Origin of the sequence: Bradyrhizobium sp. SZCCHNR1093 (genome assembly GCF_032381175.1) — a bacterium.
Taxonomy (GTDB): Bacteria; Pseudomonadota; Alphaproteobacteria; order Rhizobiales; family Xanthobacteraceae; genus Bradyrhizobium.
In genome coordinates, this window is sequence record NZ_JAUHJJ010000004.1 from 166,174 (window position 1) to 178,842 (window position 12,669).

Annotated in this window: 15 protein-coding genes; 6 read left to right on the forward strand and 9 right to left on the reverse strand. The window is 65.6% G+C overall.

What is annotated here, in order from left to right; translation table 11 throughout:
• Positions 1-16: 16 nt before the first annotated feature.
• From QX070_RS15390 to dctP, 3 genes are read right to left on the reverse strand one after another with little or no spacing between them, the layout of a single operon-like run.
• On the reverse strand, positions 17-1,375 hold the full coding sequence (locus QX070_RS15390) for a TRAP transporter large permease (protein ID WP_315737874.1): 1,359 nt from the start codon (positions 1,373-1,375) through the stop codon (positions 17-19).
• Positions 1,372-1,917, reverse strand: coding sequence for a TRAP transporter small permease (locus QX070_RS15395; RefSeq protein WP_315737875.1), 546 nt, complete (start codon positions 1,915-1,917; stop codon positions 1,372-1,374). The genes QX070_RS15390 and QX070_RS15395 overlap by 4 nt, the downstream gene beginning before the upstream one ends.
• 3 nt (positions 1,918-1,920) lie before the next feature.
• Complete coding sequence (gene dctP / locus QX070_RS15400) at positions 1,921-2,943, reverse strand: TRAP transporter substrate-binding protein DctP (RefSeq protein WP_315737876.1); 1,023 nt, start codon at positions 2,941-2,943, stop codon at positions 1,921-1,923.
• Between the two features lie 364 nt (positions 2,944-3,307).
• Here dctP and QX070_RS15405 point away from each other — a divergent pair, with 364 nt between their 5' ends.
• Complete coding sequence (locus QX070_RS15405) at positions 3,308-3,547, forward strand: pentapeptide MXKDX repeat protein (protein WP_315737877.1); 240 nt, start codon at positions 3,308-3,310, stop codon at positions 3,545-3,547.
• 119 nt (positions 3,548-3,666) lie between these two features.
• Here the strand turns inward: QX070_RS15405 and QX070_RS15410 are convergent, their stop codons facing one another.
• A complete protein-coding gene (locus QX070_RS15410; RefSeq protein ID WP_315737878.1) occupies positions 3,667-4,020 on the reverse strand; it encodes a DUF6481 family protein in 354 nt (117 codons plus the stop codon).
• Positions 4,021-4,342: 322 nt separating this feature from the next.
• Between QX070_RS15410 and QX070_RS15415 the strand changes: the two genes are divergently transcribed.
• The 4 genes from QX070_RS15415 to QX070_RS15430 all read left to right on the forward strand — a co-directional run bounded on the left by QX070_RS15415 (position 4,343) and on the right by QX070_RS15430 (position 6,689).
• Positions 4,343-4,588: a hypothetical protein gene (locus tag QX070_RS15415; protein ID WP_315712050.1), complete on the forward strand. Its 246-nt coding sequence runs from the start codon at positions 4,343-4,345 to the stop codon at positions 4,586-4,588.
• 451 nt (positions 4,589-5,039) lie between these two features.
• Positions 5,040-5,915, forward strand: a complete 876-nt coding sequence (locus tag QX070_RS15420; RefSeq protein ID WP_315737879.1) for a hypothetical protein — start codon at positions 5,040-5,042, stop codon at positions 5,913-5,915.
• Positions 5,916-6,060: 145 nt separating this feature from the next.
• Complete coding sequence (locus QX070_RS15425; RefSeq protein WP_315712048.1) at positions 6,061-6,447, forward strand: NUDIX hydrolase; 387 nt, start codon at positions 6,061-6,063, stop codon at positions 6,445-6,447.
• 47 nt (positions 6,448-6,494) lie between these two features.
• Positions 6,495-6,689, forward strand: a complete 195-nt coding sequence (locus QX070_RS15430) for a hypothetical protein (protein WP_315737880.1) — start codon at positions 6,495-6,497, stop codon at positions 6,687-6,689.
• A gap of 12 nt (positions 6,690-6,701) precedes the next feature.
• Here QX070_RS15430 and QX070_RS15435 read toward each other — a convergent pair whose 3' ends face one another.
• The 4 genes from QX070_RS15435 to QX070_RS15450 form a co-directional block, all read right to left on the reverse strand.
• A complete protein-coding gene (locus QX070_RS15435) occupies positions 6,702-7,130 on the reverse strand; it encodes a group II truncated hemoglobin (RefSeq protein WP_315737881.1) in 429 nt (142 codons plus the stop codon).
• Between the two features lie 94 nt (positions 7,131-7,224).
• Complete coding sequence (locus QX070_RS15440; RefSeq protein ID WP_315737882.1) at positions 7,225-7,638, reverse strand: response regulator; 414 nt, start codon at positions 7,636-7,638, stop codon at positions 7,225-7,227.
• A gap of 132 nt (positions 7,639-7,770) precedes the next feature.
• Positions 7,771-8,181, reverse strand: coding sequence for a hypothetical protein (locus tag QX070_RS15445; RefSeq protein ID WP_315737883.1), 411 nt, complete (start codon positions 8,179-8,181; stop codon positions 7,771-7,773).
• A 159-nt stretch (positions 8,182-8,340) separates the two neighbouring features.
• Complete coding sequence (locus QX070_RS15450) at positions 8,341-9,816, reverse strand: short-chain fatty acyl-CoA regulator family protein (protein ID WP_315737884.1); 1,476 nt, start codon at positions 9,814-9,816, stop codon at positions 8,341-8,343.
• Between the two features lie 144 nt (positions 9,817-9,960).
• Here QX070_RS15450 and QX070_RS15455 point away from each other — a divergent pair, with 144 nt between their 5' ends.
• Positions 9,961-11,598 (forward strand): isocitrate lyase, encoded by a 1,638-nt coding sequence (locus QX070_RS15455; RefSeq protein WP_315737885.1) that lies wholly within the window; start codon positions 9,961-9,963, stop codon positions 11,596-11,598.
• Positions 11,599-11,920: 322 nt separating this feature from the next.
• On the opposite strand, the gene QX070_RS15460 is transcribed toward QX070_RS15455, so the two are convergent.
• Positions 11,921-12,544: a LysE family translocator gene (locus tag QX070_RS15460; RefSeq protein WP_315737886.1), complete on the reverse strand. Its 624-nt coding sequence runs from the start codon at positions 12,542-12,544 to the stop codon at positions 11,921-11,923.
• Positions 12,545-12,669: the final 125 nt, after the last annotated feature.

The following is a 12,669-nucleotide window of genomic DNA, read 5'->3' on the forward strand; positions in this document are numbered from 1 at the left end:
GCCATTCGCCGCCGCGTCAGCGGCTCAGATCCGGCCCCATCACGAGATCCGGCAGCGCCGTCGAGATCTGCGGCACGAAGCAGAGCAGCAGCACGGCGGCCATCATCAGCAGCACGAACGGCAGCGTGCCCCAGATCACCTCCCGCAGCGGGATGTCCGGCGCGACGTTTCTGATGACGAAGATGTTGAGACCCACCGGCGGATGGATCAGGCCCATCTCCATGACGATCGTCATCACCACGCCGAACCAGATGATGTCGAAGTTCGCCGCGCGCAGCGGCGGCAGGATGATCGGCGCCGTCATTAGGATGATCGACACCGGCGGCAGGAAGAAGCCGAGCACGATCACCATCAGCAGGATCGCGGCGAGCAGCTCCCAGCGTGGCAGATGCATCGCGACGATGTATTCCGCCACCGACTGCGAGATGTGCAGGTAGCTCATCACGTAGGAGTACAAGAGCGACATGCCGATGATCAGCATCAGCATGGTCGACTCGCGGAGCGTCGCCTTCATGATCGGCGCGAGATCGGTCGGGCTCCAGACCCGGTAGATGATCGCAATCAGCACCAGCGCCAGGATGCCGCCGAGACCTGCCGTCTCCGACGGCGTGGCCAATCCGCCGTAGAGCGCAACCATGACGCCGGTCAGCAGCAGCACGAACGGGATCACGCGGGGCAGCACGGAGAAGCGCTGCGCCATCGTGTATTCGTCCTTGATCAGGATGTCCGACCAGGTGCCCGACTTCTCATAGACCGTTTTTGCGCGCGCGTATTCCTGGCGGAAGCGCACGACGGCATAGACGCCGAACAGCGTGACCAGCAGCAATCCGGGGCCGATGCCGGCCAGGAACAGCCGTCCCAGCGATTTCTCCGCGGCGATCGCGAACAGGATCATCGTGATCGACGGCGGCAGCAGGATGCCGAGCGTGCCGCCGGCGGCGATGATGCCGGCTGCGAAGCCGCCGGAATAGCCGCGCTTGCGCATCTCGGGAATGCCGGCCGAGCCGATCGCCGAGCAGGTCGCGGGCGACGATCCCGCCATTGCCGCGAACAGCGCGCAGGCGAACACGTTGGCGACGCCCAATCCGCCGGGCACGCGATGCAGCCAGGCATGCAGCGCAGAATAGAGATCCTGTCCGGCGCGGGAACGGCCGATCGCGGCACCCTTGAGGATGAACAGCGGGATCGACAGCAGCGTGATCGACGCCATCTCCTCGTAGACGTTCTGCGTGACGGTATCGAGCGACGCGGCCGGCATGTAAATGGCCATGAATACGACGGCGACGGCGCCGAGCGCGAACGCGATCGGCATGCCCGCGAACATCGCAAACAGGGTCGAGAGTCCGTAGGCAACCCCAATTCCGAACACGCTCATCGACGCGCTCCGGTCAGCGGGGCCACGATCTGCAGCAGCATCTGCAGGCACAGCAGGGTCATCCCGGCGGCCATCAGGCCGTAAGGAATCGCCAGCGGCGGCGACCACATCGAATTCGAGACCTGGCCATCGACCCAGGCCTCATGTGTCAGGGTCCAGGATTTCCAGGTGAAGAAGGCACAAAACAAGAAGCTCGCGACGTCGACCAGCCAGAGCCTGATCTTGTTGGCGAGCGGAGACATCAACCCAACGAAGGCTTCGATGCTGACGTGGCCGCGATGCTCCTGCACATAGGCCGCAGTCATGAAGGTGGCGCCGACGAGCAAGAATACGGCGGCTTCGTCCTGCCAGTAGTTGGCGGCCTTGAACAGTGCACGGCCCGCCACGCTGTAGCTCAGGATGACGCAGGCCGCGACCAGTGCAAACGCAGCCAGAACGACGATGATGCGATTGAGTAGCGAGACAACACGCTGGAGCGGCGCCAGCGGTCCGCTGGCGCCGATGGCTGTCGTGGCCTCGGTATCGATAACGGGCGCGTGCATCAATCAGGCCGCGACGTCGGAGGCGAGCTTGAGGAGCTTGGCGCAGTTCGCAGACTTGCCGCCATAGTCCTTCCAGGCCGTGTCACGGGCAATGTCGCGCCATTTGTTGACGGTCCCGACATCGAGCTCCACAACCTTGGCGCCCGCCTTTTCGTAGACCTTGGCAACTTCGATGTCGTCGTCCTGCGCGCCCTTGCGCCCGAACGCCTCCATCTCCGCGCCGACCGCGAGGAGGATGTCCTGCTGGTTCTTCGGCAGCTTGTCGAACGAGGCCTTGGACATCATCAGCGGCTCGAGCATGAACCAGTACGACGCCTTGGCTCCGGAGGTGAGGGCCTTCGACACCTCTTCCAGGCGGAACGAGATCAGGCTGGTCGACGAGGTGATGCCGGCATCGCAGGCACCGGTCTGCATCGCGGTGTAGATTTCGTTCGATGGAACCGACAGCACCGAGGCGCCGGCGGTCTGCAGCACCATGTCCATCTCGCGCGAGCCGCCGCGCACCTTCATGCCCTTGGCATCGTCGGGTGTCACCAGCGGCCGCGATCGGCTGGCGACCCCGCCCGCCTGCCAGACCCAGGTCAGCAGGATGATGCCCTTGTCCGCCAGAAAATCGCTCAGCGTCTTGCCGACTGGCTCGTTCTTCCAGCGCATGCCCTGGTCGTAGGTCGTGACCAGACCCGGCATCAGCGCGATGTTGGTCTCGGGAACCTCTCCGCCGGCATAGGGCATCGGGTAGAGGCTGATGTCGAGCGCGCCCTTCCGCATCGCCGAGAACTGCGCCACCGTCTTGATCAGCGACGAGTTCGGATAGATTTCGGTCGCGATCTCGCCGCCGGAGCGTTTCGCAACCGCCTCGGAGAACACCCGGCAGAGCCGGTCGCGGAAATCGCCCTTGTCGATGGTGCCGCCGGGAAACTGGTGGGAGATCTTCAGCGTCGTTGCCGCGTGGGCCGTACCGGTTCCAAAACGCAGAATGGCCGGCGCAGCGAGCGCGGATGCGATGACATGACGGCGTGATAGCATGAGATTTCCCCTGGACAACTTTTGGTTGGGTTCCCGACCCCGGTTCGTTGGCGTGACCTATACCAGCCAATTTACCGGACTTACCTCTAGCCGAACTAGACAGTTCGTTCGAGGCCAAATGCATGGGAAGCGACATAATGCTGCGGCGCACGTGCCGGCCTGTGAATCCCTTGCGCTGGTTGTACTAACATGGTTTTGCCGGGCAAAATTGTGTCGTTGATTCCAGAAGAGGGCGCATTCGAGTCAAATTTGATCGAACAATGATTCTCGTCCGCGCTCGTAACAATCGCCTTCATCGGAACGTCGATGTCCAAGAACGGCGCGTCCGTCGCCGTCGAACCCGTCATACGAAGGAGCGATCATCATGACCAATCGTAGCCGCCTCATCCTCGGAATCTCCGCTGCCGCACTCGCGTTCAACGTGGCCGTCGCGCCGGCGGCATTCGCGGAGGACAAGATGAGCAAGGACGATGGGATGAAAAAGGGCGCGATGTCCCACGACGGCATGAAGAAGGACTCGATGGCGAAGGACGCCGTGAAGAAGGACGATGCCATGTCCAAGGACGGGATGAAGAAGGACGACGGCATGATGAAGAAGAACTGACGCGTTTCGCACGTCATCGTGCGATGGGACGACCGTATCAGTCCCATCGCCGATGAATGAGGAATCGCAGCGATGCCGGCTGCGACGACACGCAGATCTCGTGGTGGCAGCGTCGCTGCTTACTTCTTCTTTCCACGGGCCTTGCGCGCGGCGTAGCGCGCATCGCGCTTCGCCTTCTGCTCGGCTTCCATCTCGGCCAGGCGGGCGGCTTGTTCTTCCGCCTCGCGCGCAAGCCGGGCACTCTCGGCGGCCTTGGCCTCTTCCTCGAGACGCTTCTGCTCGGCCTTGGCGGCCTCGCGCTCCAATCGCTGCTGCTCGCGGCGGGCGGCGGCGGCTTCGCGCTCCTGCCGTCGCTTCACGACTTCGGGATCGTCCGGTCCCGGCTGCGATTTGAACTTCTGCACGATGCTCTGGCGGGCCTGCTGTGCGGCCTTCTGCCGATCGGCAAATCCAGGTTCCTTGAATCCTCTCATGGAGACGTCGTCACTTCGCTAGTTGGGTGTTCGGTCAGGGTGTGGTCGGTCAGGGGCTGCACGCGCCGCCAGGCAATTCTTCCACGATGTCGTGAACACGAGCGGAGGCCGACGCGAGCCCGTGTGTATAGGATCGCATGCGTCGATGACAAATGCTTTATCGCCGCTCCTCCACATCCGACCTGCCCGGCGCTTGCATGGCGTTCGCCGGAGGCTATGTAAGCAGCCCCGTCGCTGACGCAGGTCGGCGGGCTGTGAGTCGGTTCACGCCTCGCGGCACCAGCGCACCGCCCGGGTGCGACATCCAACGGAGTTGACCGGCATGACCTCTGTTCGCCGTGGGCGCATGGCGCTCGGCCTCGCGCTCGTCGCTCTCGTGGTCAGCGCATGCGTGATGACCGCGGTCCTCGCCCGCCCGAGGCCCGTTTCGGCCGGTGTGCTGGGTTCCGAATGGGAATGCGGGCAGCTGTTCTGGGTGACGAGCTGCACGCGGATCGAGTCGATCTCGCCGGCATCGCGCCAGCAGCAGCAACCGCACGGTGAGGCCGCTGGCCTGCGGGCCGCCTAGGTCACCGATGAGTACGCAGGGGCCGGATAACGGGCGACGCGGCGCCGTGGCGGGACTCGTGTTCGCGGCGGTCGTGGTGGCCTTCGGCTTATGGTTGGCCCGCAGCCTGACCTCCGCAAGCCGGATGCAGGATTGTTTGATGTCGGGACGAACCAACTGCAACGTGATCGTGCCCGACCGGTGACCGCCGATCAGCTCGAACCGGATCGGTAAGACCGCGCAAGCGAGGTTGCACGATCGGAGCGGCGAATCAGGCTGCGTCTCGGCTAACCTGACGCGGCAGGCTGACTTGGCCGCAAAATAGTCGGGATTTTACCCGTTTGTCGCGCAAATTATGGTGTGTCCGGACCGTACACGCGGAAGCCGGCGAGCCGGAGTCATCAGTCCGCATCGCACCCCGCCCTGTGCGGCAACCAACGCAGACGGCGGGCGATCAAAGGGGTAGGGGAGAATGACGTTGTCCAACCAGAGCACACGGTGGCTGCCCGCGATCGCAATCCTGACCGCGGTCGCGATCCCCGCCCAAGCCGGGGCGCAAACCCAGGACCAGGCTGGTCCTGGCGCCGGGCATTCGCCCCAGGCCCGCTCGCCGGGTGTCATCCGCCAAGCGCCAGCCCAGGGTGGGCAACCGGGCGGCCAGCCCCATGTCCAGATTCCGCGGCAAGCCGGCCCCATGGCCGGCCAGCCGCAGGGAGCACAGCCGGCCGCACCGCCGCGGGCTGCCGTTGCGCCCCAAGGACGTCCGCCGGGAGCCAGCCATGGCTACGCCGCAGGCCCGGGTCCGGCGGCGATCGGGCGGGGACCGGATGCGCGTTATGCGCACGGCCGGGTCGCCGTGCGCGACTATGGTGGGCAGTCTTATCGCGGCCGGGTCGGCTGGGAGGGTGGCCGATGGCGGCACGAGGTTCACAACGGCCGTCCCGGCTGGTGGTGGGACGTCGGTGGCGTCTGGTACTATTATCCGGAGCCCATGGAAGGACCGCCGACCTACGTGTCGGAGGACTATGCTGACGATGTGGTCTATGCACCGTCGGCGGCCTATGAGGAGCCCCCGCCGGTCGCCTACGAACCGGCGCCGCCGCCTCCGGCCGAAGTCGATCCGGGCGCCAGCGCGCTCGGGGGCGCGATCATCGGCGGGGTGCTCGGCGGCATCCTCACCGGCAAGGCGGGCGGTGCCGCGGCGGGCGCCGTGCTCGGTGGTGCCACCGGCGCTATCGCCGGCGCAACGGCTGCGGCGCGACCGGGCTATTATCTGTCGCAGGGCAATTGCTACTATCGCTATCCGTCGGGAGAGTATGTCGCGGTCGATCCGCGCTCCTGCTACTGAGCCACTGCCGACGGGGAGCGCTGCGGTCGAGCCTGCTCGGCGGACGCGCGGTCCTGGCCGAATCTCCGCAAAGCTCCGGAGCAGGAGTGGGAGCGAATCTTGATAGACTCCGCTTCATTGTTCGAGAGGTGAGAGCTTCGGGGCCATGACCAAGGCGTCCAAGCTGGTTGCCGCCAAGGGCGGAAGGGTTCTCCTGGTCCGGCGCCGGGCCGATGGACGCTGGATGTTTCCGGGCGGCCGCAAACGCGCGCAGGAAACGGCGAAGGATTGCCTGAAGCGCGAGATCAAGGAGGAGCTTCCGAAGCTCAAGCTCGGGCGCCTGCGGCTGTGGAAGGAAGTCACCGCCAAGAACAAGCGCTCGGGCCGCAAGATGAGCGACGCCATCTTCATCGCCAAGCATGCCAAAGGGCGCCTGGAGATCGGAGACAAGAAGGAGATCGACCGCGCGGTGTGGCAGAAGCCCTACGGACTCAGCCTGACGCCGACGTCGCGCTACATCCGCGACCAGCTGTTTCCACGAAAGTCGGACTGAACCATCGTATGCTGGGAACATCCCGGCCGCTTGGGCGTTATCTGCCCATGCCTTACGATAGCACAGACAGACAGCCTCGCGTCCTCACGCCGGAAGAGCGTCGGGCGCGTGACGCCACCCGCAGGGCTGATGCCGAGCAGGCCATGCGCGATCACGAGGCGGCCCAGCGGGCCTTTTACGCCAACCGCGAGCGGCTCAGGGCCGAGCGTCTGGCGCGGGAGGCCGCCACCAAGTCGGACTGATGGGAGCTCCGGTCAGCTCGCCTGGCGGCTCCGGAATGCGTTCGCCATCCGCAGGAACGCTTGATCAAGCAATGCATACATGTCGCCGGTGATGTCGCAATCGAACATCGCGCGGCGCATGCATGTCATCCACTCGTCGCGCTCGGCATCGCCGATCGGATACGGACGGTGCGCCGACATGATGCAGCGATGCTCGGCCCGCTCGAAATAGAGCGCCGGCCCGCCGAGCCATCCGCTGAGAAATTCGAACAGCAACTGCTTGATCGGACCAAGATCGGCGTCGTGCATCGCCCGGATGCGGCTGGCGCCGGGCTCTTGGTCCATGATGGTGTAAAAGCGCTCCGCCAGACGGCGCACGCCAGCCTCGCCGCCCACGAGCTCGTAAGGCGTCGCTTCGATCACAACTGCTTCTGCTTCGTTGGCTGAATTCGCTGCCGTCATCGCATCTCGTTTCCGCTCGTCCCTCTGCAGCCAACAAGCGGCAGAGGTATGGCGCCTTGATCTGGATCAAGCGGGAAACGAGGGGGCGTTCGGGCTAGCGAATGCTCGCTTTGACGCGGCGCTGCCGGTCGGTATCGGCAGCGATCTGGCGCAGCGTCTGTCGGAGCAAAGCGAGGTCGACCGGCTTGGAGAACGGCGGATAGACGTTGAGGCCGAGGATCTTGCCGGCGCGGACCGTGACGTCCCGGGTCTGATCGTCGGAGCCGCTGATGATCAGCACCGGCGTGCGGGATTTGATGTCCGCCAACAGCTGCAACACCTCCGTGCCGGAGCGCTCGCCCAGATTCAGGTCGAGCGTGATGCATTCGAAGCTGCGCCGGCGCAGCACGTTCATCGCGCCGTCGACCGAGTTCACGCCGGTCGTCGCAAAGCCCGCCTGCACGGCGATCTTGCGCAGGATCGACAGATGAACGTCGGCATCTTCGATCACGAGAAGTTCGTTGAGCATGGTCCCCGCGCGGCTGCGTGTCGGCTTCTGATGGACCGGCGGAGCTTAAGAGGGGGTTTCTGATTTCCTCGTAAACATCCAGTCCCGTAGAACAACGGGAAGCTGCACGCTATCCACCATTGCCGGCGCGGCTCAGAACGGGCGCCGGCCCGGCATCGCGTTGGAGGAGCCCGGCAGATTGGTCGTCGGCGCCGAAGCGGGCGGTGGCGAGCGGCCGCTCGATTGGCGCCAGTGCTGGACGTGCAGGAGGATCCCGGCCACCAACAGCGGCGCGACGGCGGCCACCGCCAGCAGCGGCGACAGCGGCTTGGGGGTGATCATCTCCATCGTCATCTCGCAGACCATCCAGATGGCTGCGGACGCCAGCACGAAGTCGCGGGAGGGGATGCGAAGCCAGTACAGGAAGCCGGTGATGATCGCGGCCGGCGCAATGATCGGTCCGATCATGTAGAAGTTCAGCTCGGGCGGCGTCACGGCGTCGAGGACCATCGATGCCAGCAGCCACAGACTGAGGAACATCACAGCGCCGTCGACGTATCTCATGGCCAATCTCCGCCGCGACATTTTGGCGCAATCTTTGTCCGGTTTATGGCTGTTCCGTCAAGGGCCATGGCGTCCCAGCCGATTTGCAGCCCGTTTTGGCGGATTTTCGCCCGCCATCCCGGCCGCCGACCAGCTCCTTGTTCCATTGCCGGCCCATGCTCAATCCGCCGAGAAGCCGAACGGAACCGACGACGTCCTGAAATCGTCCGGCAGGATCTCGCGCCCGATCGGCGGCGCCGAGCGGGCGGCGCATTTCGGCCGGTGGCAGACCCGGCAGGCGACCCCGATCGGGGTCGGCGCGTCGGCATCAGGCCCGTGGCCGTCGCGGGTGTAGATCAGCTGGCCCGCGTGCTCGGCCGCGCAGCCAACCGCAATCGCCCGCTCGACCCGGACGGCGCCGTAGGAGCCGCCGCCGGCGGTCACGGTGCGCGCGATCGAGAAGAAGCGGCGGCCGTCCGGCAGCTCCAGCCATTGCGTCACGATCTGGCGCGGCGTCTTGAAGATGCCGTGCACCGACCACAGCGGGCAGGCGCCGCCGTGGCGCGCGAACGGGAAGCCGGCGCCGTCGAGCAGTTTTGAGACGTTGCCGGCGGGATCGACGCGGATCAGGAAGAACGGAATCCGCTCGGCGCCCGGCTTCTGCAGGGTGGTGACGCGATGCGCCGTCTGCTCGAAGCTGGTGCCGAACTGCCGCGCCAGCGCCTCAAGATCATAGGCCCTCGCATCGACGGCCTTCGCGAAGATCGAATAGGGCATGATGATCGCAGCCGCCGCGTAGGCCGCGAGCGCGCGCCGCGCCAAGAGCTCGGCGGTCTTGCTGGCGAACTTGCCGTCCTCCAGGGCTGCGCCGATCTCGGTATCGAGCTCGAGATAAGCGAGCTGCCGGGCGAGCTCGAATTTCAGGCTCGCGCTGTCCAGCGAGTCCTCGATCAGCAATTGCCGCCGGTGCAGGTCGAGCCGCCGCAGCGAGCCGAGCATGACGTTCGGCGGCATGTAGCGGACCTGGAGATTGTGCCGCGCGCGAAAGCGCTCGATGAAGCCGGCCGGCCCCGCCGAGACCTGCGGGGACCCGGTCGGCGGCCCCTGGAAAATCGCCTGCGCCAGCCGCTCGGCGGCATCGTCGAGACCCGCAAAATTGTTGCGGCGGGCGGCGAGGAAGCGGCGGACGTCGGCGACCGGATCGTTGGCGTCGAAGCCGTCGTTGCCCGGCCGCGGCGCAGTCCCCGCCAGCGCCGGCGCGCGCTGCTCGGCCAGCGCAAGCTGCTCCTCGCGATACGCCGTGTAGAGGCGCAGGAAGGCTTCGGTCATGCCGGGGTAGCTGACGGCGAGGTCGGAAATCTCCAGCGCGGGGATGTCGATGTCGGAGAACATCGGGTCCTTCAGGACCGACTGCATCCGCGCGGTGTGGTCGGCACCGCCGTCGCCGGCAAGATCGGCAAGGTCGATCTTGTAGGTCCGCGCCAGCCGCAGCAGCATGTCGGCCGTCACCGGCCTCTGGTTCCGCTCCAGGAGCGCCACGTAAGGCGCTGATATTTCGAGGTCCGCGGCCATGTCGGCCTGGGTCAGGCCGAGCTCGCGCCGGAGGCGGCGCAGGCGCGGGCCCATGAAGATCGATCGTGCCGTGGCGGTGGTCATGGCCAAATCCCGGTCTTGTAATCTCCTTACAGCTATACACGAGAAGTTTGTAAAGTGTGACAAGTTTTCCGCGCAGTGTCTGGTCCGCCGTCCCAGCGTGCTTACAACAGGTCCCAGGTTGTCTTCACCGAAGGGATCACGGACATGAACTTCCAACCGCGTGGACTTCACGATCAGGCCCTCCAGGGCCCCGCGTCCTACCAGGCCGAAGTCGAGGCGGCGCGTGCGCTGCTCGAGACCCAGCCGACCTGGAACGGCGTCACCGCCGAGGCCGTGGCGCGCATGCGCCTGCAGAACCGCTTCAAGACCGGCCTGGACGTTGCCCGCTACACCGCGGCCGTGATGCGCGCCGACATGGCCGCCTATGACGAGGACAGCACCAAGTACACCCAGTCGCTGGGCTGCTGGCACGGCTTCATCGCGCAGCAGAAGCTGATCTCGATCAAGAAGCATTTCGGCAAGACCGACCGCCGCTACCTCTATCTCTCCGGCTGGATGATCGCGGCGCTGCGCTCCGAGTTCGGCCCGCTGCCGGACCAGTCGATGCACGAGAAGACCTCGGTGCCCGCGCTGATCGAGGAGCTCTACACCTTCCTGCGCCAGGCCGACTCGCGCGAGCTCAATGATCTGTTCCGCACGCTGGACGCGGCCCGCAAGGCCGGCGACAAGGCGAAGGAGACGGAGATCATCGCCAAGATCGACGGCTTCCAGACCCACGTCGTCCCTGTCATCGCCGACATCGACGCCGGCTTCGGCAATGCCGAGGCGACCTATCTGCTCGCCAAGAAGATGATCGAGGCGGGCGCCTGCGCGCTGCAGATCGAGAACCAGGTCTCCGACGAGAAGCAGTGCGGCCACCAGGACGGCAAGGTCACCGTGCCGCATGACGTCTTCCTGGCCAAGATCCGCGCCTGCCGCCACGCCTTCCTGGAGCTCGGCGTCGAGGACGGCATCGTCGTCACCCGCACCGACTCGCTCGGCGCCGGCCTGACGCAGCAGATCGCCTACAGCAGCCAGCCCGGCGATCTCGGCGACCAGTACAACAGCTTCCTCGACTGCGAGGAGATCACCCCGGAGACCGCGCGCAACGGCGACGTCGTCATCAACCGCAACGGCAAGATGCTGCGTCCGAAGCGGCTGCCCTCCAACCTCTACCAGTTCCGTCCCGGCACCGGTGAGGACCGCTGCGTGCTCGACTGCATCACCTCGCTGCAGAACGGCGCCGACCTGTTGTGGATCGAGACCGAGAAGCCGCACATCGAGCAGATCGCCAAGATGGTCGACCGCATCCGCAAGGTGATCCCGAACGCCAAGCTCGCCTACAACAACTCGCCGTCGTTCAACTGGACCCTCAACTTCCGTTGGCAGGTCTATGACGCGATGAAGGAGGCGGGCCAGGACGTCAGCCGCTACAACCGCGCCGAGCTGATGAAGGCGGAGTATGACGACACCCCGCTGGCGAAGGAAGCCGACGAGCGCATCCGCACCTTCCAGGCGGATTCGGCCAAGCGCGCCGGCATCTTCCACCACCTGATCACGCTGCCGACCTATCACACGGCCGCGCTCTCGACCGACAACCTCGCCCGCGAGTACTTCGGCGAGCAGGGCATGCTGGGCTACGTCAAGAACGTCCAGCGCGCCGAAATCCGCCAGGGCATCGCCTGCGTCAAGCACCAGAACATGGCCGGCTCCGACATCGGCGACGACCACAAGGAGTACTTCGCGGGTGACAAGGCGCTGAAGGCCGGCGGCGCGCACAACACGATGAACCAGTTCGGCTGATACAGTCCTGCTGAATTGTTGAACTAACACGACCCGTCCGGAGCGGCACCGCTCTGGGCGGGTTTTGTTTTTGGGCAGGCTTTCCAGGACGCAACTCGATACTCCCATCATAAACGCGCTACTCGTGGTCAACGTGCAGCGGCTGCCTCGGAGACCCCACCCCTCATGGTGAGGAGCGCCGCCCTCGCGGCGCGTCTCGAACCATGAGGCCACAGTAGGGGGCCTAGCCCTTCGAGACGCCCGCCTGCGGCGGGCGCCTCAGGGTGAGGGGCGGAGTCCGTATGCCCGTCGCCATAAACGTCACTCGCCCGATCGGACTCCCTCAGCGCTCGCTCAGCGCCAGCCTCGCGCCGAGCACAGCGAAACCGCCGGCGAAGGCGCGGCGCAGCCCGGCCATCACCTGGGGCCGGCTGACGACGCGATCGCGCACGGCTGACGCGAACAGCCCGTAGACCACGAACACCGCGAACGTCATCGCCATGAACGTGGCCGACAGCTCCAGCATCACGGCGAGCGGATGCGCCTCGTCGTGCGCGATGAACTGCGGCAGGAAGGCGAGGAAGAAGATCGACAGCTTTGGATTGAGGATGTTGATCAGAAAGCCGGTCAGCACCACGCGCCCGGCCGAGCGCGCCTCTTTCTTTGCGTCATCCTTGGCCTCGACCGACAGCGCGCCGCGCTCCCCGAGCGTCTGCCAGGCCATGTACAGCAGATAGGCGACGCCACACCATTTCAGCGCGGCAAAAGCCAGCGCGCTGGTGTGCAGCACGGCGGCAAGCCCCACGATGGCCGCGAGCATCGCCGGGATGATGCCGAGCGTGCAGCCGAGCGCGGCGGCGACGCTCATCCGCGTCCCTTTGGTCAACGCCACGGCCAGCGTGTAGAGCACGCCGGTGCCGGGCGAGGCCACCACGATCAGCGAGGTCAGGAGAAAGGCAAAAGACATCGGCGGGCTCCCAAATTCGCGGCCGCATCAGCGAACAGCGCCTCTCACATCGAACGCCAGCATTCCACACAGCCCCGGCGGACGATAGCCGTGACAGGTTCACGCATCGGCGATCAGGACACGCG